Origin of the sequence: Microbispora sp. H10885, assembly GCF_014161415.1 — a bacterium.
In the GTDB taxonomy this organism is placed as follows: domain Bacteria; phylum Actinomycetota; class Actinomycetes; order Streptosporangiales; family Streptosporangiaceae; genus Microbispora; species Microbispora triticiradicis.
This window is the reverse complement of the sequence record NZ_JABBWY010000001.1, coordinates 990,392-1,012,061: the sequence shown is the minus strand read 5'-3', so window position 1 is coordinate 1,012,061 and position 21,670 is coordinate 990,392. Positions and strand designations below refer to the sequence as shown.

Below are 21,670 nucleotides of genomic sequence, written 5' to 3'. Positions count from 1 at the left end.
GCATGTCCACGACGGTCCCCCGGGGACTGCACGCGTCGGTCCGGACCCCGGACGGCTGGGCCGTCCAGCACGCGATCGTCACCGTGACCGACACGGCGGGGCGCCAGGTCGCGCGGGCGGAGGCGGACGCCGACGGGCAGGTCGCCACCGCCCCGCTGGCCCCGGGCGTCTACACGGTGGTCGCGACCGCGATCGGGTACGCGCCGGCCGCGTCCACCGCGATCGCGACCGCCTCGGGGGCGGCGGAGGCCGGCACACTCGTGCTCGCCCGCCAGGGCGGCACCGAGCTTCCGCCGCCCGGGGTGTGGACGATCGACCCGGCGCACTCCAAGGTGTCGGCCACGGCCCGGCACCTCGGCCTGAGCAGCGTGCAGGGGCGGTTCACCGAGTTCTCCGGCCGGATCGACATGGGCGCGACGCCGGAGGAGTCGTCGGTCGTCGCCGAGATCGTGGCGGCGTCCATCGACACCGGCAACGAGATGCGCGATGATCACCTGCGGTCGGCGGACTTCCTCGACGTCCCGGAGCATCCGGTCATCACGTACCGGAGCACCGGGCTGTCGCCGGCGGGCCCGGACCGGTGGACGGTGCACGGCGTGCTGACGCTGAGCGGCGTGAGCCGCCCGGTCGATCTCGACCTCGCGTACCTCGGCACCGGCCCGGATCTGTGGGGTGGGCTGCGGGCGGCCTTCCGCGCGGTCACCGAGCTGCGCCGGGAGGATTTCGCGATGACGTACAACCAGATCGTCCAGGCCGGCATCTCACTGATCGGGGCGACGCTGAAAGTGGAGCTGGACATCCAGGCGGTGCGCGGGTAGACCCTGCCACAGGCAGTCAGGAGGAGGCAGGCCATGACGGAGACGGGGACCTCTCTCCGGCCGCCCGCGGCCGAGACCCAGGAGGGACAGGAGACGGTTCAGGAGGCGCACGAGGCGTACTGCGCGGTCGAGCGGCAGCTCGCCATCCTGCTCCGGCGCTCCCAGGCGTTCTCCGCCGGGATGGGACGCAAGGTGCATCCCGAGCTGGACCCCGGCGCGTACGGCCTGCTCGTGCGGATCGACCAGAGCTCGCCCATGCGCTCCAGCGATCTGGCCGCCTATCTGCGGGTGGGCCGGGCGACGATCAGCCGCCAGCTCAAGGTGCTGGAGGAGCTCGGGCTGATCGTCCGCAGCCCCGACCCCGAGGACGGCCGCGCCCACCTGCTGGCCCTCACCGAGGAGGGGCACAGACGGCTCCACGACGCGCGGGCGGCGCGCCAGGGACAGCTGCGCACACTGCTCGCCGCCTGGCCGGAGGAGGACGTGCGGCTGCTCGCCGGGATGCTGGAGAGGTTCAACACACTGACCGAGGGCATGCACCCCTGACTCCGGAGTCCCAGCTGTTACCAGGAGACCTCACCCTGTGACAAAAGCGTCATAACGTGCCCCTAAACTGCGCCTCTGTACAGTTCACGTACTAGAGCGAGGAGGCCGCGTGGCTCCCTGGTCCACTTATCGGCAAGCGGCGGGCATCGGCGCGGCGGCGCTGGCGACGGTCCTCCTGGTGACCGCCTGCGGGGGCGAGTCGGGCGGCTCGGACTCGGCCGCGACGGCTCCCGCCGGCCCGAACACCGTCGCCCTCATCAACGGCGGCAAGATCACGACCTGTACGAACATCCCGTACGAGCCGTTCCAGTTCAACCAGGGCGACAAGGTCGTCGGGTTCGACGTGGACATCGTCGACCTGGTCGCCAAGAAGCTGGGCGTGACGCAGGACATCGTCGACATCGACTTCGCGGCGATCAAGAGCGGCGCCGCGCTCAACTCCCGCAAGTGCGACGTGGCCGCCGCCGGCATGACGATCACCGACGAGCGCAAGCAGAACCTGCTGTTCTCGGAGCCGTACTTCGACGCCACCCAGGCGCTGATGGCCAAGAAGGGCAGCGGGGTCACCTCGCTCGACGACGTCAAGGCCAAGAACCTCAAGCTCGGCGCGCAGGCGTCGACGACCGGTCTCGACTACGTCAAGGGCAAGGGCTTCGAGCCGATCGAGTTCGCCGACTCCCCCAAGGAGCTGCTCGGCCTGCAGACCGGCCAGGCGGACGTCATCGTGCAGGACCTCCCGGTCGTGCTGACGTGGCTGAAGAAGCCCGAGGTCGGCGCCAAGTTCGAGCAGGTCGCCAGCCTCGACACCGGTGAGCAGTACGGCATCGGCATGAAGAAGGACAACACGGCGCTCAAGAAGGTCATCGACGAGGTCCTCGCCGCCGCGAAGTCGGACGGCACCTACAACGCGATCTACAAGAAGTGGTTCGGGACCGAGCCGGGCGCCGCGACCGGCGGCGCCTCGGACGGCGCCACGACCGGTGAGAGCCCGGCCACGACCGGAACCGAGTCGCCCGCCGCCGGATCATGAGTGCTGTGAGCGAGCAGGAGGCATCCTCCCCGGCTGAGCCCCGCAAGGGGCTCAGCCCGCGCCGGAAACAGCGCATCAGCCGGGGCGTCCAGTACGCCCTGCTGGTGGTCCTCGTGGTCGTCCTGGCCGCCCTGGCCGACTGGGGCGCGATCCGCGAGTCGTTCCTCAACCTCGACGTGGCCGGCAAGGGCCTCCCCCAGCTGTTCACGGTCGCCCTGCGGAACACGGTCATCTACACCGTCACCGGGTACGCCTTCGGCTTCGTGGTCGGCCTGCTGCTGGCGCTGATGCGTCAGTCGTCGGTGGCGCCGTACCGCTGGGTCGCGGCCGGATACGTCGAGATCTTCCGGGGGCTGCCCGCGCTCGTCATCTTCCTGATGATCGGCAGCCTGCCGCTCGCGTTCCCCGGCTTCCACGTGCCCGGCGAGGTGTACGGCCAGGCGGCCCTGGGCCTCGGCCTCGTGTCGGCGGCGTACATGGCCGAGACGTTCCGCGCCGGCCTGCAGGCGGTGCCCAGGGGACAGATGGAGGCGGCGCGCTCGCTCGGCATGCCGTACATGCGGGCGATGGTCTCGATCGTGATCCCGCAGGCCATCAGGATCGTGATCCCGCCGCTGACCAACGAGCTGGTCCTGCTGTTCAAGGACTCCTCGCTGGTGCTGTTCCTCGGGGTCACGGCCGCGCAGGTGGAGCTGGCCAAGTTCGGCAACGACCAGTCGTCCACCTTCGCCAACCCCACGCCGATCCTCATGTCCGGCCTGACGTACCTGTTGATCACAATCCCCCTCGGGTACGTCGCCAGGCGGCTGGAGTCTCGTCAGGGAGCGAGCCGATGAGCACCGTCGAGATCAAGGACCTGCACAAGTCGTTCGGCAGCCTGGAGGTCCTGCGCGGCATCGACTTCACCGTCGAGAGCGGCCAGGTGGTCTGCGTGATCGGGCCGTCCGGCTCGGGGAAGTCGACGCTGCTGCGCTGCGTCAACCTGCTGGAGCAGCCGACCTCCGGCAAGGTGATCGTCGACGGCGTCGACCTGACCGACCCGGACGTGGACATCGACGCCGCCCGGCGGCGGATCGGCATGGTGTTCCAGCAGTTCAACCTGTTCCCGCACCTGACCGTGCGGCGGAACGTCACGATCGCCCAGGAGCGGGTGCTCAAGCGGCGCCGGGACGAGTGCGACAGCGTCGCCAGGGAGAACCTGGAGAAGGTCGGCCTGCTCGAGAAGCTCGACGCCTATCCGCCCCAGTTGTCCGGTGGTCAGCAGCAACGCGTGGCCATCGCCCGCGCGCTCGCCATGAACCCCTCGCTGATGCTGTTCGACGAGCCGACCTCGGCGCTCGACCCCGAGTTGGTCGGCGACGTGCTGTCGGTCATGCGGCAGCTCGCCGAGGACGGCATGACCATGCTGGTCGTCACCCACGAGATGGGCTTCGCCCGCGAGGTCGCCGACCGGGTGGTGTTCATGGACGGCGGCGTGATCGTCGAGGACGGGCCGCCCGAGCAGGTCATCGCCGACCCGCAGCACGAGCGGACCCGCGAGTTCCTGCGCCGGGTGCTGCACCCTGGCACCTGACCCCGGCACCTGAGACCCCGCTCTCCCGGCAGTCCACCCTGTGGACGGGGTGGCTGCCGGGCGGGTGGCCCGGGTTATCGTCGCAGTATGGGCAAGGTCTACGAAAAGCTCACCGACCGGCTGCGTGAGTTCGTCTCCGCACAACCCGTCTTCTTCGTGGCGACGGCCCCCGAGCAGGGTGGCCACGTCAACGTGTCGCCCAAGGGCTACGCGGACACCTTCGCGGTCATCGACGACACGACGGTCGCGTACCTCGATCTCGACGGCAGCGGCGTCGAGACCATCGCCCACATCCGCGACAACGGGCGCGTCACGCTGATGTTCTGCGCCTTCGCCGGGCCGCCGAAGATCGTGCGGCTCTTCGGCACCGGCCGGGTGGTGACTCCCGGCGACGCCGACTTCTCCGGGCTGCTCACGCTCTTCGGGCCGCACCCGGGGGTGCGCTCGGTCATCGTGGTGTCCTGCGACCGCATCGCCGACTCCTGCGGCTACTCGGTGCCCTTCATGGCGTACGAGCAGGACCGGGCGCTGCTCGACGACTGGGCCGGGCGCAAGGACGTCCAGCAGCGGCGGGACTACCGCGCCAAGAACAACCGGGAGAGCATCGACGGCCTGCCCGCGCTCGGCCCCGAGGAGACCGACCCGGTCCGGCAGCACTCCTGAACGCCGCCGGCGCCGGGCCGCGCTCTCGGCGCCGCGTCAGCGCCGGTAACCGGCCATCCGCTCCAGCCGGGCGATCCGCGCGGCGACCGGCGGATGCGTCGCGAACAGCCGGCCGAGCCCGGCGCAGCGGAACGGGTTCACGATCATCATGTGGCCGGCGGAGGCGAGCCTGCCGTTCTCCGGAAGGGGAAGCCGGCGCGCCTCCATCTCGATCTTGCGGAGTGCCGAGGCGAGAGCCAGCGGGTCACCGGTCAGCCGTACGCCCGCGTCGTCGGCGGCGAACTCCCGGGACCGGGAGATCGCCATCTGGATCATGGTCGCCGCGACCGGGCCGAGGATCATCACCAGGACGGCGCCGACGAACCCCGGCCCGTCGTCCTTGTCGCCGGAGCCGGAGCCGAAGCCGGAGAACAGGCCGACGTACCCGAAATATGTGATCATCGTGGCCAGCGCGCCCGCGACGGACGAGATCAGCGTGTCCCGGTTGTTGATGTGCGACAGCTCGTGGCCGAGCACCCCCTTGAGCTCGCGCTCGTCCAGCAGCCCGAGAAGGCCGTGCGTGACGCACACGGCGGCATCACGCGGGTTGCGGCCGGTCGCGAACGCGTTGGGCTGCATGGTCGGCGACACGTACAGGCGGGGCATCGGCCTGCGGGTCTCCGTGCACAGCTCGCGGACGACCCGGTAGAGCTGCGGCTGCTCGACCTCGGCCACGGGCCGGGCCCGCAGGGCCGACAGCGCGATCCTGTCGGCCGTGAAGTAGGCGACGCCGCAGGTCGCGAGTGCGACCACGACGGCGATCCGAGCACCGGCGCCGCCCCCCAGCCAGACCCCGGCCGCCAGGAGGAACGCGGACAGCGCCCCCAGCAGGACCGCGGTGCGCAGGCGGTTGTGGTGCACGCCTCCTCCTCACGGTTGGGTGCGTCCAGCCCTACCAACGCGCAGGTCCTGGGCGAACGTTCCCCGTGAGGTGCTCCGGCGTGCGAGAGGTCAGCTCTCCCCCTCGGGACCGCCCTTCTCACCGGGTTGCCGGGACTTCTTCGGCAGTGAGCCGGGTGGCCGGATGGAGCGGACGTCGCGCATGGCGCGCGGCGGCTCGCGCCGGGGGCGGTTCCCGGGACCGCCCGCGGTGCCGGTCCGGGAGCCCTGCGGCGCGCCGTTCCCGGGACTGCTCGCGGTGCCGTTCCGGGGACCGTCCGCGGGTTCGGTCCCGCGCGCTGGCGCTGGTTCCTGCCCGGGAGCGCCGGGGCGCTCCACCGCGCCGCCCTCCGGCGCCCGGCCCGCCTCCGGGCCTGCGGGCTGCGTGATCCCCTGTCCCGTGGGCCGCCCCGCAGCCTCCTCCGCGACGGAGGCGCCCTCGTCGGGCCCCTTCGCCGGCCCCGTGACCGGCGGCCGGGCCAACTGCCCGCGCGCGCCCGCCGACGGCCCCTTGAGCGGCCCCTTCGGCGGCTCGGCGCCGACCTCGTGCCCGGGCGGCGGGGGCACGGTCGCGACCCACTCGCCGAGCCTGTCCTTCTCGTGCAGGAGGTCGCGGACGTCGTACTCGGCGTACTCGAACTCCGGCGACCAGAACAGCGCGTCGAACGGGCACACCTCGACACAGATGCCGCAGTACATGCACAGCGAGAAGTCGATCGCGAAGCGGTCGAGCACGTTGTGGGCACGCGGGCGCCCGCCTCCCGGCGCCGGGACCGTCTCCTTGTGCGAGTCGATGTAGATGCACCAGTCAGGGCACTCGCGCGCGCAGAGCATGCAGACGGTGCAGTTCTCCTCCACCAGAGCGATCACGCCCCGGCTGCGCGCGGGCAGGTCGGGGCGGACCTCCGGGTACTGCCCCGGCTCCGGCCCGTACGGCGCCTGCCGCGCGATCGCGGCCGGATCCCCGCCCGGTCCTTCTCCTGGTACGCACGCCATACCTCATCTTCGCGCACCGTATCGGGCACTGTGGACGGCGGCCGGGCGCGCGGCTCCGTCCCCGTGGTTTTCCACATCGTCCACAGCCCCGTCCCCAGGGTTGTCCACAGGATGGGTGGAAGAAGGGCACGCACAAACGGCGACGAATCCGTATCGTCTGGACCATGAACGGCTATGGGGGACCGGGAGGCTACCCTCCCGCACCGCAGGGACCACCGAATCCCTACTACGGGGGCTATCCGCCGCCGCCACCGCAACCGCCGTCCGGCGCCGCCAGCGTGTTCTGGGCGCTCGTCCCGCTCTTCACCTGCGGAGCGGGCACGCCCTTCACGATGCTGTACGCCGCCGTCCGGCGGCGCAGCGCCGCGCTCGGCCTGTCCGCCGCCGGGTACGCCGCGCTGACGGCGGCGTGGCTCTACAACAGCGTGGTCTACGAAGACGTCCCCACCCCGTGGCCGGCGACCGCCGCCATCGTGATCGGCGCTCTCGGTCCCTGGCTCGGCGGGACCCTGCACTCCTTCCTGATCAGGAAGCGGGTCTTCGGCCTCGCCTCGCAGCCCTCCACGCTGAACGAGCACGCGCTGGCGGTCGCGCAGCACCGGCGCACGCTGCGGCAGCAGGCGAGGGAACTGGCCGAGCGGGATCCCGCGATGGCGCGCGAACTGCGGATCGGACGGCCCGACCTGCCCCGGCAGTACGACGACGGAGGCCTGGTCGACCTCAACCGCGCTCCCGCTCCGATCATCGCGAGCCTGCCGGGGATGACCCTCGCCCTCGCCGACCAGGTCGTACGGGTCCGGGAGCAGGTGGGCGGTTTCGTCTCGGCCGAGGACGTCTCCGCCGCCGCGTCACTGCCTCCCCACCTCACCGCCGATCTCGCCGAATACGGCATCTTTCTCTCATAAACGCCCCGATTCCGGCCGCAGTCACATATCACTGGTTATTCGAGATGCGTTTCTCTAGGCTGCGAAGTGCTCCTTGCGCGTTTCGTCAGCCGCGACAGCTGGAGGGCACCAGTGACGGCACCGGAAATCGCCGAGTGCAGAGCGGACATGGCCGCGGCCGGCGCCGCCGCGCGGGACATTCTCGATGCGCTCGGCGCCGTGCCCCCGATGTTCGGCGACCACACCTGGCAGGGCCCGGCGGCCGATCAGTGGGCCGCCGGCTGGCAGGCGCGAAAGGTCCAGCTCACCAAGCTGCTCGACGCCGTTCTCACCGAGCAGCCGCATCTCGTCGCCCGTGTCGAGGAGGCGGAACGCCGGAGGGCCGCCTCATAACCCGTCGTCACGGAGTTCGCCGGGAGAGGGGACGCAATGGGGGAATTCGTCGGGGTCGATCCCGAGAATCTGAAGGAGCTGACCAAACGGCTGGAACATCTTCACGACCTGCTCGCCCGGCAGGGCTCCGCGATTCACCAGAAGATGCAGAAATGGGGCAGTGAACTCAGCTTCGCCTCGCTCTCCCGCCTGATCGCCGCCGCGCTCGACGACGTCCGCGACATGGACGCCCGTACGACCAGGGCGTACGAACTGGCCAGGGAACAGGGGTGGAGCGTCATGACCCGGGCCCCGGGCGTGCTCGGGCCGGTCTTCACCCGTCCCCCGGTCGTACGGCTGGACTGGGAGGCGACCGGGCGGAGCGGCGACCAGGGCCGGCGTGACGCCGAGGCGCTGACCGCCGCCCTCGCGGCCAAGGACCCCGAGGCGGCCCGCGCCGCCCTGTCGACGTTGCCCGAGCACCTGGAACGTCACCTCGCCGACAAGGACTACCAGGCGGCCTTCTGGGCGGGCGCCGGGCCGCTCGCCGTACAGGCCGCCCGCACGCTGTACAACCGCACCGGACCGGCCCTGTTCAGCGCGGAGAGCGTGGGCATCCTGCGGGCGCTCGGCGCCTCGCTGGCCGCCGCGAGCCGGATGCGCGTGGGCACCGGCAAGGAGAGCCGTCCTCTCCTCTCCACCGCGGCCCGCGACGCCATGACCCGCGGTTCCGACCCCTGGTCGGCCGGCATGCTGGCCAAGTACGGCCCGGACGGCCATTCGTGGGACCCGCGCCTGCTCGCCGACCTGACCCGGGCCATGCTCGACGCCCGCGCCGCGGGCAAGACGATCTGGCCGCCCGCCCGCGGCGAGGCGGAGACCGACACCGGCGCCACCCGTCACCAGCGCCTCATGGCGGAGTTCGACGCCGTCGGGGCCGTCCTGCAACGGGCCGCCGAGAACGGCGTCGCGGCCCGCCACGTGCTCGGCGACCCCGCCACCGGCCTCAGGTACGCCCGCATGCTGGTCAGCGACTCCTGGCACACCCCCGGCTACGATCCCGGCCGGTTCCTCAGCTCGTACGTGCATCCGGGAGGCGCGCTTCCCCCCGCCGGCCGGGTGGACCTTTCGACTCCTGTGGGGGCCTTCCTCAAGGCCGCCGTCTCCGCCGAACGCGGCACCTCCGCCGACGCCGAGGAGTCCGCCTGGTCCGTCGTCCACATCGTCCAAGCCACCGCCGACTTCGCCAGACTCCACCCTCAGACGGTGCTTCCCAACCATGTCCGCCAGGCGTTGATCTACGTTGCGGGGCGGCACCTTCCCGACTTCGCGCAGTCGGTGAATCACGACTTCGCCTCAGGCGCTCTGCAGCAAGGGAACAAACCGTCCAATCCTTGGGTGGCCATCAACAAACTCGATGAGCTGGAGGGCTTTTTCACGCAGGCCCTGCAGAAACCCGAGGAGTTCGGCGTGTTCAAGGGCTTGATGGCCTCTCGCGTGAGTACGGCAGTCGCGGCCACCATCCAGGACCCTTCCGACCGGAACTACCTGAGAGAGATGGGCGGTCTCTTCGGTTTGATCCAACGGGTGGAGAACACCCACCACTTCGAGAAGGAGCTACGCGCCGACGAGGAGGCCGCCAGAGACCAGGTGCTGCTCGCGACGGCAAGCGGCGGGTTCGGCGCCCTCAGCTTCTCCAATCCCTTCGGGCCGGGAACGATGGCACAGATCATGACCGCCCTGGCCACACCTGCACTGAACGACACCTTGGACACAGGGCACGCTCTGAAGGCTCTCAAGGCCGACATGGATGCCTCCAGGCGGCAGGTCTTCCAGGTGGAGGTTCCTGTGGTCCAGGGGCTCCTGGACGCGGGAGCGGTGCATCCGCCACCGGACGCGCCTTGGGTGAGAGGCGGGCGTGTGATTCCCGATGCCGCTCTGGTCGACTGGATCAGTCTGCACGCCGACACGCGATATGCGGGAAAGACACTCACGGACTGGATCACGGATGCGCAGACCGCCATGAGGATGCAGCAGTGACGACGACAAGACTTGCAGTGCTCGCGATGTGCGCCCTTGTCCTGCTGTCCGCGTGCACTGAAAGAAAGCCGCCTCCTCCGGTGAACGACGAGGTGAAGAAACGCGATGCCGCGCTCGTGGCGGTGGTGCAGTGCCTCGTCGACCACGACAGGATCCCGGCCGCGCATCTCGAGCACCAGCCGTGGTTGAAGGGCGAGAAGGTACAGCCCAGTGCGGAACTCGTGACGTGGCGCAGCGATCACGAGGAGACGGTTTACGAGGGGAAGACGCTGCAGGCGTGGGAGGACGAGGCGACGGCGGCGTGGCCGGGGTGGAGGTGCCCGTTCTGATGCCGCACCGCCGTCACAGGTGCGGCCGGAGCACGGCGCGGCAGGAGCGCGGCGCGGGAGTAGCACGGCGTCGAGCGCGCCGGTTGCGGGAGTCCCCTCAGGAGGACCCCCAGCCGGGCGGGACGCCCGGGGGGAGCGTCCTGCGGCGGCTCGGGGAGCCCTGGCCGGACTCCCCCGGTTCCTTGGCTCCCGGCCACGCCTTGGCGACCCGGGCGGCCAGCACGAAGTCCTTGCGCAGCGGGTGGCCCTCGAAGCCGTCCGGCAGCAGCAGCGGGCGCAGGTCCGGGTGGCCGTCGAACACCACGCCGAACATCTCGTACGTCTCGCGCTCGTGCCAGTTCGCACCCCGGAAGACGCCCGTCGCGGTCGGCAGGCGGGGGTCGGCGCGTGGCACCCGGGTGCGTATGAGCAGGTGCGCGAACGCGACGGGGTCGAACACGTGGGCCACGACGGAGAACTCCTCCGGCGGCTCGTCCACGGCGGTCAGCCAGTCGAAGAACGCGAACCCGGCCGAGCGCGCGGCCGTCAGCGCGTCGATCCATTCGCCGGGCTCCACGTCGAGCACGGCCTGGCCGAAGGAGTCGCCGACGCGGGAGCCGTACGGCTCCGGCAGGGCGCTCACGAGTCCGCGCCCGGGAGGGAGGGGTTCGCGGCCGTCTCGCCCGCGATCTTCTCCTGCAGCTTCGTGATCCCGTGCAGCAGGGCCTCGGGACGCGGCGGGCAACCCGGGATGTACACGTCCACCGGGATGATCTGGTCGACGCCCTTGGTCACGCAGTAGGAGTCCCAGTACGGCCCGCCCGAGTTGGAGCAGGCGCCGAACGAGATGACGTACTTGGGGTCGGGCATCTGCTCGTACAGCCGCCGCACGGCCGGGGCCATCTTGTCGGTGACCGTGCCCGACACGACCAGCAGGTCGGCGCGGCGGGGGCCGTCCGCGAACGGGCTGACCCCGTGGCGGATGAAGTCGTGCCTGCTCATGGAGGTGGCGACGAACTCGATGGCGCAGCACGCCAGGCCGAAGTTGAACACCCACAGTGAGTAGCGGCGGCCCCAGTTCAGCACGAACCGCATCGGCTCGGGCAGCGGCCGCGCCATCGGGCCCACCGTCGGCATCGGAAGATCGTTCACGGGCATGTGCTCACCGCCATACCCCCATTGTCCTCCGCCGGAGGGACCGGTCACGTCCGGCCCGGAAACAGCCCATGACCACGGCAGATGAGCCGGAATGCCCCCTCGCACCGCCTACCGGGTACCCCTGAATATCGGGGGGCGCGATCTCAAGGGCTGAACGCTGACGGTCTCAGCCCGATCCCCCGCATATAGTTGAGGATCGTGACCCGACCCATGCTCGTCGCCCGCTTGCACGTGGACCTGTGCCGGCTCGCCTCGGGCCTGTGTCGCCCGGACGGTTCATGAGGCTGACGGTGCGCCACCCCGGCGGCCGGAGCAACCAGTGGAAACACCCCGCAGACGGCGGGCCGGCAAGTCCCGGTAGACAGCACGTCAAGTGCGCACTACGGAGAAACCAGCCTGACCCCGATGGATCTAGCATGGACATGACAACGTGCCACAAGCAGACAGGCCTGGGCGCGTCAAGGAGGACTGAGGAGCTGTGACCAAGCAGGTTCAGCAGCTCGACCGCGTGATCATCCGGTTCGCGGGTGACTCCGGCGACGGAATGCAGCTCACCGGTGACCGGTTCACGGCGGAGACGGCCCAGTTCGGCAACGACCTGTCGACGCTTCCCAACTTCCCGGCGGAGATTCGTGCGCCCGCCGGCACCCTGCCCGGGGTGTCGAGCTTCCAGCTGCACTTCGCCGACCACGACATCCTGACCCCCGGCGACGCGCCCAACGTGCTCGTCGCGATGAACCCCGCCGCGTTGAAGGCGAACATCGGCGACCTGCCACGCGGCGCCGACATCATCGCCAACACCGACGAGTTCACCAAGCGCAACCTGCAGAAGGTGGGCTATCCGGGCAACCCGCTGGAAGACGACTCGCTGAAGGAGTGGCGGCTTCACGCGGTGCCGCTCACCTCGCTGACCGTACGGGCGCTCGACGGCTTCGACATCTCGAAGAAGGACGCCGAGCGGGCCAAGAACATGTTCGCGCTCGGCCTGCTGTCGTGGATGTACAACCGGCCGACCGAGGGCACGGTCAAGTTCCTGGAGTCCAAGTTCGCGCGGAAGCCCGAGATCGCCAAGGCGAACATCGCGGCCTTCCAGGCGGGCTGGAACTACGGCGAGACGACGGAGTCGTTCTCGGTCTCCTACGAGATCAAGCCGGCCACCCTCACGCCGGGCGTCTACCGGAACATCTCCGGCAACCAGGCCCTGGCGTACGGGCTGATCGCGGGGGCGGTGCAGGCGAAGCTGCCGCTGTTCCTGGGCTCCTACCCGATCACCCCGGCCTCCGACATCCTGCACGAGCTGTCCAAGCACAAGCGGTTCGGCATCCGCACCTTCCAGGCCGAGGACGAGATCGCCGGGGTGGCCGCCGCGCTGGGCGCCTCCTTCGGCGGGTCGCTCGGCGTGACCACCACCTCGGGCCCCGGCGTCGCGCTGAAGGCCGAGACCGTGGGCCTCGCGGTGACCACCGAGCTGCCGCTGATCGTCGTGGACGTGCAGCGGGCCGGCCCCTCGACCGGCATGCCGACCAAGACCGAGCAGACCGACCTGCTGATGGCCATGTACGGCCGCAACGGCGAGTCCCCGGTCCCGGTCCTGGCCCCGGCCACGCCGTCGGACTGTTTCACGATGGCGGTGGAGGCGGCGCGCATCGCGGTGAAGTACCGCACGCCCGTGATGCTGCTGTCGGACGGTTACCTGGCCAACGGCTCGGAGCCCTGGCGCATCCCGGAGGTGTCGGAGCTTCCCGACATCTCCGCACCTTTCACCACCGAGGCCAACGGCGAGGACGGCACGTACCTGCCGTTCAAGCGTGACCCGGAGACGCTGGCCCGCCCCTGGGCGGTGCCGGGCACGGCGGGCCTGGAGCACCGGATCGGCGGCATCGAGAAGGCCGACGGCACCGGCAACATCTCCTACGACCCCGACAACCACGACAGGATGGTCCGGCTGCGCCAGGCCAAGATCGACGGCATCGACGTGCCCGATCTGACGGTCGACGACCCCAGTGGCGACGCCCGCGTGCTGGTGCTCGGGTGGGGCTCGACGTACGGGCCGATCGCGGCGGCGGCCCGGCGGGTGCGCGCGGCCGGGCACAAGGTGGCCCAGGCGCACCTGCGTCACCTGAACCCGCTGCCCGCCAACACCGGCGAGGTGCTGCGCTCCTACGACAAGGTGCTGCTGCCGGAGATCAACCTCGGGCAGCTCGCCATGCTGCTGCGAGCCCGCTTCCTGGTCGACGTGATCAGCTACAACCGCGTGCGGGGGCTCCCCTTCAAGGCCGAGGAGCTCGCCGCCGTCATCGGGGAAGTGATCGAGAGTGTCTGACAGCTTCAACGGGGGCCTCAACGGCAAGGGCCTGGCCCTGATCCCGCGCACCGACTCCAAGCAGACCCTGAAGGACTTCAAGTCCGACCAGGAGGTGCGCTGGTGCCCGGGCTGCGGCGACTACGCGATCCTCGCCGCGGTGCAGAGCTTCCTGCCCGAACTTGGGCTGCGCCGGGAGAACATCGTGTTCGTCTCCGGCATCGGCTGCTCCTCCCGCTTCCCGTACTACCTGAACACCTACGGTTTCCACTCGATCCACGGGCGGGCACCGGCGATCGCGACCGGCCTGGCCGCCTCCCGGCCCGACCTGTCGGTGTGGGTCATCACCGGTGACGGCGACGCGCTGTCGATCGGCGGCAACCACCTCATCCACGCGCTGCGCCGCAACGTCAACCTGAACATCCTGCTGTTCAACAACAGGATCTACGGCCTGACCAAGGGGCAGTACTCCCCCACCTCCGAGATCGGCAAGATCACCAAGTCGACCCCCATGGGCTCGCTGGACAAGCCGTTCAACCCGATCTCGCTGGCGCTCGGGGCCGAGGCCGGGTTCGTCGCCCGGACCATGGACAGCGACCGCAAGCACCTGCAGGGCGTGCTGCGCCAGGCCGCCGAGCACCGCGGGGCCTCGCTGGTGGAGATCTACCAGAACTGCAACATCTTCAACGACGGGGCCTTCGACACGCTGAAGGACCCGGGCACCCGGGACGAGATCACCGTACGGCTGGAGCACGGTCAGCCGATCGTGTTCGGCACCGGCGAGAACGAGCGGGCCGTACGGCTGTCGCCCACGGGCGGCGTCGAGGTCGTGCGCCGCGCCGAGGTGGCCGACGGGGAGATCCTGGTGCACGACGCCCACAACCCCGACCCGTCGCTCGCGTTCGCGCTGTCCCGGCTGGACGAGCCGGCGTTCGAGCACGTGCCGATGGGCGTCTTCCGCTCGATCGACCGCCCGTCCTACGACCACCTGCTGAACGAGCAGCTCGCCACGGCCACGGCCGACAAGGGCGAGGGCAGCCTCGCCGACCTGCTCCACGGCGGGGACACCTGGACCATCGGCTGACGCGACCGACAAACCTCACGGCCCCGGTTCTTCAGGACCGGGGCCGGGGCTTTTTCTGAAGGCGAAGGCATCACCACAAGTCCCCATTTTCCGGGGGCCGTGAATGGCATACTCGAACCGCGCCGCGGGGCGGTGCCCGAGTGGGATCAGTGTGCCGACGCTACGGAGGGGCTCTGTTGATGGACCTGTACCGCCGGGCGCCCGGGACAGGGCTGCGCTATCTGGGCCATGCCGGGTTCATCGCCGAGCACCAGGGCGTCCGGCTGCTCATGGATCCCTGGTTCTACCCCGCGTTCCTGCACTCGTGGTTTCCGTACCCCGACAACCGGCACCTTCTGGACGTGGTGACCAGTGGTCGTTTCGACTACCTCTACGTCTCCCACGCCCACGAGGACCATTACGACGAGCGCCTGTTACGCATGCTGGACAGGTCGATCACCGTGATCGTCCCCCGGTACCGCTCGAGAATCATGGTGAAGCGGTTCGCCGCGCTGGGCTTCGCCGACGTCGTGGCGCTGGGCCACAAGGAGTCCCACGAGCTCGCGCCCGGCTTCACCGTGACGATGTACCTCGACACCAGTCACAAGGAGGACAGCGGGCTCCTGCTCGACCTGGACGGCTACCGCTTCCTCGATCTCAACGACTGCAACACCCCGATGTCGGAGCTGCCCGGCGACGTCGACCTGCTCGCCGCGCAGTACTCGGGCGCGATGTGGTACCCGAACTGCTACGACTATCCGCCCGAGGTGATGCGGAAGAAGGTCGAGGCCGTCCGGGGGGACCTGCTGGACACGCTCTACCGCAAGGTACGGATCACCGGGGCCGCCGCCTACCTGCCGTCGGCGGGCCCGGCCTGCTTCCTCGATCCGGTCCTGGAGCCGTACAACGACAGGGAGGCGACGATCTTCCCGCAGTGGGAGGACGTGGCGGACCGGTTCGCCGAAGCGTGCCCCGGCGTCGAGGTGCTGCGGCTCTTCCCGGGCGACGTGGTACGGCTGGACGACCAGCCCGGCGGCACGCTGGTGGAACGTGACAGCGACGCGCCGCCCGCCGAGGACCTCGCCGCCTATCGGGAGCGGCGCCGCGACGAGTGGGGCGCGTTCTACGACGAGCCGGCGGAGCCGGTGACCACCGAGGAGATCGAGGCGTACTTCGCCAAGCTGCAGAGCTGGAACAAGCGCTTCCTGGGCGACTTCGCCAAGGACGTCCGCCTGGTGGCGGACGGCCGCATGTGGGACGTGCGCCTGGGCCACCTGGCCGAGCACTTCGTGATCGAGGGCGAGGAGCCGTACGACCCCGAGTACACGCTCCTGCTGTGCCCCAGGACGATGCGGGCGGTGATCGAGGAGCGGACCGGCTGGGAGGAGGCCCTGCTGTCCATGCGGGTGGGCCTGCACCGCGAGCCCGACGTCTTCGACCTGACCTTCATGAGCCTGCTGCGGTACGGCAACCAGCCCGTGCAGACGATGCAGATGCTGCGGGAGCGGCAGAACACCGAGACCATCGAGCGTGACGGTCTGCGCATGCAGCGGTTCTGCCCGCACGCGGGCGAGGACCTCAGCCATGCCGTCATCTGCGACGGCGTCGTCGAGTGCCCCCGTCACCACTGGAAGTGGGACGCGACCACGGGAGAGTGCGTCGACGGCGGCACGCTGCCCCTGCGGGTGGAACCGCTGACCTGACGGCTCGCCGGAGCGCCGGGAGCCGCGACTACGTGGCGCGGAGCTTGTCGTAGTACGCCAGGCATTCGTCGTAGGCGGGCAGCAGGCCGGCGGCCATGGCCTCCGACAGCGTGGGGGCGGCGGCGTCCTTCGGCGACAGGATCGGCTCCAGGCCGGCCGGCCAGGCGATGCCGAGCTCGGGGTCGAGGGGATGCACCCCGTGCTCGCGCCCGGGCGCGTAGGGCTCCGAGCACAGGTAGACGACCGTGGCCCGCTCGCTGGTCGCCATGAAGGCGTGCCCGAGCCCCTCGGCGAGGTAGACGCCCCTCCTCGTGACGTCGTCCAGTTCGACGGCCTCCCAGCGGCCGAAGGTGGGCGACCCGGTTCTGAGGTCCACGACCACGTCGACGACGGACCCGGCCACGCAGGTGACGTACTTCGCCTGGCCGACCGGCACCTCGGCGAAGTGGACGCCTCTCAGCACCCCCCGGCGGGAGACCGAGCAGTTGGCCTGGGCGAGGCGCATGGAGTGCCCCACGGCCTCCGCCAGCCCGTCCGCCTTGAACCACTCGAGGAAGTCGCCCCGGTCGTCGGCGTGGATCGCCGGGGTGAAGGTGTACGCCCCGGCGATCGGCAGTCGTCTCATGTCAGAGTTCGACCGTGGTCCGGGTGCCCTGCCACACGTTGTTCTGCCACACGTTGCCCGGCGCCGATCTGTCGAAGTGCGCCACCGGGCCGTACGCGCCGCAGTTGGAGAAGAGCGAGCGGCTGAACACGTTGTCGCGGACCACGACGTTCCTGCTCGACCCGGCCTTGTCACCGCCGCCGTAGAAGCAGTAACCTCCGCCGCCGATCAGGTTGCCCTGGATGAGGACGTTGGTGACGGGACCGAGGCTGGTGGCCAGCATGATCGCGCTCGTCTGGCCGACGGGGTTGAGGATGGTGTTGTTCTTGATCACCAGCGGTGCGCTTCCCGACGAGCCCTCGGTCTGGATGCCGTCGACGTGGTCCCCGGTGAACGCGCGCAGGTCGTGGATGTAGTTGCCCTCGATGGTCCCGCGCCCGGTGTTGATCGCGTCCGTCGCGTCGTGGATGTCGTTGCCGCGGATCGTGATGTCGCCGTCCCCGATGTTCTTGACGGCCACGGCCAGCTGGCGCCTGCCGTCCCCGGCGATCTCACAGTGGTCGACGACGAGATTGCCGTGGCCGTTCCTGAGCTGGACGCCCCACTCTCCGGTGGTGATGATCCTGCAGTTGCGCAGGGTCACGTTGTCGGCGTAGACGTCGATCGCGTCGGTGAACTCCACGCCGTCGTAGACGGCGCCGTTCTGCCGGAGTTCGCCGCCCTTCATCCGGGTGAACACCGTGCCCTTCGCGGGGCCCGTGGTGGAGGCGTCGGGGAATCCGTTCGCCGGCGGCGGAGCCTGGGTGGGCTTCGAGCTCGGCTCGGACGTCGCCGTGGGAGTGGCGGAGCGGCCGGGCCCCGTGGTCGGGGTGACGCGCGGGCTGACGCGCGGCGTCACGGGCGGCGTGACGGGAACGGTCACCGTCGGTGTCGCCGCAGGCGTGGTCGTCGCCGTGTCGTCCGGGTACGCCGGCGTCACCGGCGCCCCCGGCGTCTCCGCGGGCTTCTGGGGGGGCTCTGTCGGGTCCGAGGCCGGCGGCTCGCCCTCCTCGCCCGCCGGATCCGGGACCACCGTGGTGTAACGGAAGACGACGTCGACGAAGTAGTTGTAGCCGGCGGGGTTGGAACGCCGGGGGAAGGACGGCCGGCCGTAGGAGAAGACGCCGTTGCGCTCCGCCGGCGCGACCAGGGGGCCCACCTCCAGCGGCCCCTGCGTGAACACCCCGCGCTGCGCCACGTACCTGCCGGCGCCGCTGTTGTAGGAGACCGTGTAGGTGCGTCCGGCCTCCAGCGCCACCGGCGCCGACAGACGGGCCTCCTGCCAGCCTCGGCTGGTCTCGGAGCGGAAGGTGACGCGAGCCAGCAGCGCCCCGCGGTCGCTCCACAGGCTCCCGATGTGCCGGCCGGAGTCGCCCCGCGCCTTGAGGAAGCGCAGCGCGACGACCTGACCCTCGACCTGGGGGACGAACCGCATGCCGACCTCGACCGGCATCGGATCGCGCCGGGTCCTGGCCGACTGCGACTCCGGCGCGAAGCTGGCCTGCAGGACCCGCTCCTGGGCGACGGGAACCGTCGGGCCGAGCGACGTCTCGGGCGAACGGCTGGTGAGGGCCACGGTGACCGCGACTCCGCCGACGGCGCAGGCGGCGAGCAGCGACACCAGGCCGGGCAGCCGGCTCCGCCGGCCGCTCGCGCGCCTCGAGCTACGTACCATCGCTCTGCCTCCGACCTACGCGCCCGGTCGAGCGCCTCGTTTCCGCCGACTCAGCGATATACCCAAGCGGTCATTGTTGCGGCTGCGACACGGCGAGACAACAAGAATGGCAGAGTTCGTCTATTTTTCAGTTAAACAAACCGAGTGTCGGAATTATCCGTCCTCACGGCTCCACCGGACGGCCGGTGTCGAGCCAGACGTTGTCCCGCCACTCGTTACCGCGCCCGGCGGACTCCCAAGCGTTGACCGGTCCCCATCGGCCGCCCTTGGGGAAGATCTGCCGGGTCCAGACGTTTTTGATGACCTTGATGTTGCTGGTGGCGTGTTTGTCGTCGGCCCCCCGCCCCGCGTAGAGGCTGTAGCCGCCGCCCCCCAGCAGGTTGCCCTCGATCAGGACGTCGTGCGGGGCGCCGAAGTCCTGGAACAGGCCCACGGCCGAGGTCTGCTCCTGCTGGTTGAACAGGGTGTTGTTCCTGATGATCAGCTTCAGGCCGGCCGCGGGACCGCTCCCCGCCTGGATCAGGTCGACGTGGTCGTCCTTGCCCGGCGACGGGTCGTGGATGTAGTTGCCCTCGATGAGGCCGTGCGAGGTGACAACGCCGTCGGCGGTTCCGGAGATGTTCGTACGGCGGACGGTCAGCATGCCGCCGAAGTTGAGCACCGCCTGGTCGATCTTGTGTCCCGGCGTGCTGACGATCTCGCTGTCCTCGATCACCAGGCCGCCGACGCCCTGCCGCTGGATGATTCCCCAGCCCTGGTGGGAGTCGCTGACGACCCGGGTGCGGCGGATGACGACGTCGTCGGCCTCGACGCTGATGTCTCCGTGGACCTCGTAGCCGTCGATCACCTCGCCCGGGGTGGTCACCCGGAGGACCGGGTTGGGGATCAGCTGGATGTCGCCGACCCCCGTCGTCTTCGCGTTCGGCCACCGGGACGCGTCGATGGCGCCGGAGGCGCGGGAGGACGGCGTGGCCGTCGCGCGCACATGCAGGCTCTCCCGCTCCTCGCCGGGACGCGGCACGGCCACCAGCCACACGACCGCTCCGCCGACGACGGCGCCCGCGAGAAGGGCCGCGACCAGCCTCCCCCACCCTGCCGGTGCCATACGTTGTCCCTTCATCGCGACGGTACGGGAGCCCGCGGCGGCGGTGCCGCCGCCGGCGCCGGCGCTCTGCGCAACCGGAGCCAGCTTCGCCGGGAGGCGAGCACCCGGTCCGCCACCACTGCGCTCTTCACCACGACCATGACTACCAGCAGAGCGAGGACGGCGGCGGCCTGTTTGGTGTGCCTGGGCACCTCGACGGCCTTCCGGGTGCTCGCCACGTTCTTCAGTCGGAGAAGGTAGTAGTCGTCGTCGGCGCCCGCGGACATCTGCCAGGACGCCAGCCTGACCCGCATCGCCCGGACCAGCACGGTCATCGCCTTCTCCGCCTCGGCGGCCGCGGGAGCGAAGGTGTCGAGCACGATGTACGGCTGGTCGTGGGTCGGCACCTCCTCGCTGCCCTGGTTGTCCATCACGACCCGGTAGTCCGCGCGCCCGCCCGCCCTGGCCACCTCGTCCCGGGACCTGTCGTCGTCGAAGGACGCCGCCAGCAGTTCGGCCGTGCCGATCGTGCTGGAGGTGAACTTGGTCTCCTCGCCCTGCCGCACCACGGAAACCACGCTGTGCGCCTGGTAGGAAGCGGGGGCCAGCTCCGTGACATAGAATCCGGGGCCGCCGATCGCGACGATGACGAACAGCACCACCAGCGGATGCCGGAAAATCGCCCTGAATATGTGGCGAATAGTCACGGAACGCTCCAAGCGGGGTGCAAGGGACCGTCTGAACGTGCCATTGTTGCACCACGCGACTCGGGGCGCATCGCGAATCAGGGCGCGCGCTTCCCCGGCCCGGCTGGCGGAACCTCCTGTCGTAGGGGACACTTTGTGGGTCCGTTTACCTGGGAACGGTCCGGCGGTCCAGGGACGGCCCGTCCGGTACCGCCCGCATGAGCACACCGGCGTCACGACTATTCACGCGGGGTGGAAGTTGATGGAGGTCCGGTGGACCTGATGGAGGCCGTGTTCGTCCTCGCGCGCCGATGGACGATCACGATTCCCCTGCTGGTGCTCACGATCGCGGCCGTGACGGCGGGGTACCTTCTGCTGCCCTGGACCTACGAGTCCTCGGGGACCGTCGTGTTCCTCACGTCGAGGCAGATCGCCGAGAAGAACACCGGTGGCAACCCGTACCTGGCCTTCGACGGGTCCCTTTCGATCACCGCGGAACTGGTCGGCCGCGCGGTCGACGACGAGCTCACCGCGCAGGACCTCGCGCAGCATGGTCTCACCGGTACGTACGAGACGCAGATCCCGCCCGACAGCCGCGCCCCCCTGCTCAAGGTGACCGTCACCCACAGCGACCCCGCCATGGCGCAGGCGACCATGGAGGCGATCCTCAAGAGGATCCCCGCCGCGCTCGACGACCTCCAGAAGACCAACAGCTCCATATCCCAGGTCCGGCTCTCGGTGCTCACCAAGAGCAAGAAGCCGGAGCGGGTGGCGACGTCGAAGATCCGGTCGCTGGTGGGAGTACTCGCGGTCGGTCTCATGCTGACGGTCGGCGCGCCGCTGATCATCGAGTCGATCAAGAACCCGCGCCGGCCGATCCAGCCCAAGCGCGTCCCGGACCCGAACGGCGGGCTCGCGCCGAAACGGCTCCGGCTGGACGACGACGCGCCCACGGCCGTCCACGTCTGGCCGCCCGCGGCGGCCGCCCCCGCCCGCCCGCCGGCGAGCGGGAATCTGCCGGAGCCGGCTCGCCCAAGGAGGGACGGGCAGGGTTCGAGCCGGAGCAGGACCCGGGGCACGCGCAGAACCCCCCGCCCGAATCCCGACGGGAACCCGGCCGGCGACCGGAACGACACGGCCTGGCCGAGGGAGACCGACGATGGCCGGAACACGAGAAGATACCCCTAGGGCGCGGCGGAAGGCATGGT

The 21,670-nt window shown here is 70.2% G+C and carries 23 protein-coding genes; 15 read left to right on the top strand and 8 right to left on the bottom strand.

The window, feature by feature from the left end; all coding sequences use genetic code 11:
• Nucleotides 1-2 precede the first annotated feature (2 nt).
• The 6 genes from HHX37_RS04580 to HHX37_RS04555 all read left to right on the top strand — a co-directional run bounded on the left by HHX37_RS04580 (nt 3) and on the right by HHX37_RS04555 (nt 4,630).
• Complete coding sequence (locus HHX37_RS04580; RefSeq protein WP_182872773.1) at nt 3-818, top strand: YceI family protein; 816 nt, start codon at nt 3-5, stop codon at nt 816-818.
• A gap of 33 nt (nt 819-851) precedes the next feature.
• Entirely contained in the window at nt 852-1,364 is a 513-nt protein-coding gene (locus tag HHX37_RS04575) for a MarR family winged helix-turn-helix transcriptional regulator (protein WP_111697995.1), read from the top strand.
• A gap of 109 nt (nt 1,365-1,473) precedes the next feature.
• Nucleotides 1,474-2,394: an ABC transporter substrate-binding protein gene (locus tag HHX37_RS04570; protein ID WP_182872774.1), complete on the top strand. Its 921-nt coding sequence runs from the start codon at nt 1,474-1,476 to the stop codon at nt 2,392-2,394.
• Nucleotides 2,391-3,230 (top strand): amino acid ABC transporter permease, encoded by an 840-nt coding sequence (locus HHX37_RS04565; protein ID WP_182884572.1) that lies wholly within the window; start codon nt 2,391-2,393, stop codon nt 3,228-3,230. Before HHX37_RS04570 ends, HHX37_RS04565 begins: the two co-directional genes overlap by 4 nt.
• Nucleotides 3,227-3,967 carry an amino acid ABC transporter ATP-binding protein gene (locus HHX37_RS04560; RefSeq protein WP_182883082.1) on the top strand — a complete coding sequence of 247 codons (741 nt, stop codon included), beginning with the start codon at nt 3,227-3,229 and terminating at the stop codon, nt 3,965-3,967. Before HHX37_RS04565 ends, HHX37_RS04560 begins: the two co-directional genes overlap by 4 nt.
• Nucleotides 3,968-4,054: 87 nt before the next feature.
• Nucleotides 4,055-4,630 (top strand): pyridoxamine 5'-phosphate oxidase family protein, encoded by a 576-nt coding sequence (locus HHX37_RS04555; protein WP_182872777.1) that lies wholly within the window; start codon nt 4,055-4,057, stop codon nt 4,628-4,630.
• Nucleotides 4,631-4,666: 36 nt separating this feature from the next.
• On the opposite strand, the gene HHX37_RS04550 is transcribed toward HHX37_RS04555, so the two are convergent.
• Nucleotides 4,667-5,530, bottom strand: a complete 864-nt coding sequence (locus HHX37_RS04550) for a M48 family metalloprotease (RefSeq protein WP_182884571.1) — start codon at nt 5,528-5,530, stop codon at nt 4,667-4,669.
• Between the two features lie 90 nt (nt 5,531-5,620).
• Entirely contained in the window at nt 5,621-6,544 is a 924-nt protein-coding gene (locus HHX37_RS36225; RefSeq protein ID WP_259406151.1) for a 4Fe-4S binding protein, read from the bottom strand.
• 164 nt (nt 6,545-6,708) lie between these two features.
• Here HHX37_RS36225 and HHX37_RS04540 point away from each other — a divergent pair, with 164 nt between their 5' ends.
• The 4 genes from HHX37_RS04540 to HHX37_RS04525 all read left to right on the top strand — a co-directional run bounded on the left by HHX37_RS04540 (nt 6,709) and on the right by HHX37_RS04525 (nt 10,169).
• Nucleotides 6,709-7,449, top strand: a complete 741-nt coding sequence (locus tag HHX37_RS04540; RefSeq protein WP_208758775.1) for a ComEA family DNA-binding protein — start codon at nt 6,709-6,711, stop codon at nt 7,447-7,449.
• 111 nt (nt 7,450-7,560) lie between these two features.
• Complete coding sequence (locus HHX37_RS04535) at nt 7,561-7,821, top strand: hypothetical protein (protein ID WP_133305991.1); 261 nt, start codon at nt 7,561-7,563, stop codon at nt 7,819-7,821.
• Between the two features lie 36 nt (nt 7,822-7,857).
• Nucleotides 7,858-9,840, top strand: coding sequence for a hypothetical protein (locus HHX37_RS04530; RefSeq protein ID WP_182884570.1), 1,983 nt, complete (start codon nt 7,858-7,860; stop codon nt 9,838-9,840).
• On the top strand, nt 9,837-10,169 hold the full coding sequence (locus HHX37_RS04525; protein ID WP_133305990.1) for a hypothetical protein: 333 nt from the start codon (nt 9,837-9,839) through the stop codon (nt 10,167-10,169). The genes HHX37_RS04530 and HHX37_RS04525 overlap by 4 nt, the downstream gene beginning before the upstream one ends.
• 97 nt (nt 10,170-10,266) lie before the next feature.
• Here HHX37_RS04525 and HHX37_RS04520 read toward each other — a convergent pair whose 3' ends face one another.
• Both HHX37_RS04520 and HHX37_RS04515 read right to left on the bottom strand, forming a co-directional pair.
• Entirely contained in the window at nt 10,267-10,791 is a 525-nt protein-coding gene (locus HHX37_RS04520) for an NADH-quinone oxidoreductase subunit C (RefSeq protein WP_182884569.1), read from the bottom strand.
• Nucleotides 10,788-11,285 (bottom strand): NADH-quinone oxidoreductase subunit B, encoded by a 498-nt coding sequence (locus tag HHX37_RS04515; protein WP_396774790.1) that lies wholly within the window; start codon nt 11,283-11,285, stop codon nt 10,788-10,790. The genes HHX37_RS04520 and HHX37_RS04515 overlap by 4 nt, the downstream gene beginning before the upstream one ends.
• Nucleotides 11,286-11,504: 219 nt before the next feature.
• Here HHX37_RS04515 and HHX37_RS38100 point away from each other — a divergent pair, with 219 nt between their 5' ends.
• The 4 genes from HHX37_RS38100 to HHX37_RS04500 all read left to right on the top strand — a co-directional run bounded on the left by HHX37_RS38100 (nt 11,505) and on the right by HHX37_RS04500 (nt 16,374).
• Nucleotides 11,505-11,588, top strand: coding sequence for a putative leader peptide (locus HHX37_RS38100; protein ID WP_368856965.1), 84 nt, complete (start codon nt 11,505-11,507; stop codon nt 11,586-11,588).
• Between the two features lie 196 nt (nt 11,589-11,784).
• Complete coding sequence (locus HHX37_RS04510; RefSeq protein ID WP_138459418.1) at nt 11,785-13,629, top strand: 2-oxoacid:acceptor oxidoreductase subunit alpha; 1,845 nt, start codon at nt 11,785-11,787, stop codon at nt 13,627-13,629.
• Nucleotides 13,622-14,692: a 2-oxoacid:ferredoxin oxidoreductase subunit beta gene (locus HHX37_RS04505; protein ID WP_111700642.1), complete on the top strand. Its 1,071-nt coding sequence runs from the start codon at nt 13,622-13,624 to the stop codon at nt 14,690-14,692. The genes HHX37_RS04510 and HHX37_RS04505 overlap by 8 nt, the downstream gene beginning before the upstream one ends.
• A 179-nt stretch (nt 14,693-14,871) precedes the next feature.
• Nucleotides 14,872-16,374: an MBL fold metallo-hydrolase gene (locus HHX37_RS04500; protein ID WP_182884567.1), complete on the top strand. Its 1,503-nt coding sequence runs from the start codon at nt 14,872-14,874 to the stop codon at nt 16,372-16,374.
• A 28-nt stretch (nt 16,375-16,402) separates the two neighbouring features.
• Here HHX37_RS04500 and HHX37_RS04495 read toward each other — a convergent pair whose 3' ends face one another.
• The 4 genes from HHX37_RS04495 to HHX37_RS04480 all read right to left on the bottom strand — a co-directional run bounded on the left by HHX37_RS04495 (nt 16,403) and on the right by HHX37_RS04480 (nt 20,483).
• On the bottom strand, nt 16,403-16,999 hold the full coding sequence (locus tag HHX37_RS04495; RefSeq protein ID WP_182884566.1) for a dTDP-4-dehydrorhamnose 3,5-epimerase family protein: 597 nt from the start codon (nt 16,997-16,999) through the stop codon (nt 16,403-16,405).
• Nucleotide 17,000: 1 nt separating this feature from the next.
• Nucleotides 17,001-18,692, bottom strand: coding sequence for a DUF4082 domain-containing protein (locus HHX37_RS04490; RefSeq protein ID WP_182884565.1), 1,692 nt, complete (start codon nt 18,690-18,692; stop codon nt 17,001-17,003).
• 163 nt (nt 18,693-18,855) lie between these two features.
• Nucleotides 18,856-19,797 carry a hypothetical protein gene (locus HHX37_RS04485; protein ID WP_182883092.1) on the bottom strand — a complete coding sequence of 314 codons (942 nt, stop codon included), beginning with the start codon at nt 19,795-19,797 and terminating at the stop codon, nt 18,856-18,858.
• A gap of 11 nt (nt 19,798-19,808) precedes the next feature.
• Nucleotides 19,809-20,483 carry a hypothetical protein gene (locus HHX37_RS04480; RefSeq protein ID WP_133305989.1) on the bottom strand — a complete coding sequence of 225 codons (675 nt, stop codon included), beginning with the start codon at nt 20,481-20,483 and terminating at the stop codon, nt 19,809-19,811.
• Between the two features lie 252 nt (nt 20,484-20,735).
• Between HHX37_RS04480 and HHX37_RS04475 the strand changes: the two genes are divergently transcribed.
• Nucleotides 20,736-21,650: a hypothetical protein gene (locus HHX37_RS04475; protein WP_182884564.1), complete on the top strand. Its 915-nt coding sequence runs from the start codon at nt 20,736-20,738 to the stop codon at nt 21,648-21,650.
• Nucleotides 21,651-21,670 lie beyond the last annotated feature (20 nt).

Excerpts from the sequence above, each read along its gene's own strand:
- HHX37_RS04575 (WP_111697995.1), top strand. The coding sequence starts at position 852 with ATGACGGAGACGGGGACCTCTCTCCGGCCGCCCGCGGCCGAGACCCAG.
- HHX37_RS04490 (WP_182884565.1), bottom strand. The coding sequence starts at position 18,692 with ATGGTACGTAGCTCGAGGCGCGCGAGCGGCCGGCGGAGCCGGCTGCCC.
- HHX37_RS04530 (WP_182884570.1), top strand. The coding sequence starts at position 7,858 with ATGGGGGAATTCGTCGGGGTCGATCCCGAGAATCTGAAGGAGCTGACC.
- HHX37_RS04540 (WP_208758775.1), top strand. The coding sequence starts at position 6,709 with ATGAACGGCTATGGGGGACCGGGAGGCTACCCTCCCGCACCGCAGGGA.
- HHX37_RS04555 (WP_182872777.1), top strand. The coding sequence starts at position 4,055 with ATGGGCAAGGTCTACGAAAAGCTCACCGACCGGCTGCGTGAGTTCGTC.
- HHX37_RS04495 (WP_182884566.1), bottom strand. The coding sequence starts at position 16,999 with ATGAGACGACTGCCGATCGCCGGGGCGTACACCTTCACCCCGGCGATC.
- HHX37_RS36225 (WP_259406151.1), bottom strand. The coding sequence starts at position 6,544 with ATGGCGTGCGTACCAGGAGAAGGACCGGGCGGGGATCCGGCCGCGATC.
- HHX37_RS04500 (WP_182884567.1), top strand. The coding sequence starts at position 14,872 with ATGGACCTGTACCGCCGGGCGCCCGGGACAGGGCTGCGCTATCTGGGC.
- HHX37_RS04580 (WP_182872773.1), top strand. The coding sequence starts at position 3 with ATGTCCACGACGGTCCCCCGGGGACTGCACGCGTCGGTCCGGACCCCG.
- HHX37_RS04560 (WP_182883082.1), top strand. The coding sequence starts at position 3,227 with ATGAGCACCGTCGAGATCAAGGACCTGCACAAGTCGTTCGGCAGCCTG.
- HHX37_RS04485 (WP_182883092.1), bottom strand. The coding sequence starts at position 19,797 with ATGGCACCGGCAGGGTGGGGGAGGCTGGTCGCGGCCCTTCTCGCGGGC.
- HHX37_RS04565 (WP_182884572.1), top strand. The coding sequence starts at position 2,391 with ATGAGTGCTGTGAGCGAGCAGGAGGCATCCTCCCCGGCTGAGCCCCGC.
- HHX37_RS04515 (WP_396774790.1), bottom strand. The coding sequence starts at position 11,285 with ATGCCGACGGTGGGCCCGATGGCGCGGCCGCTGCCCGAGCCGATGCGG.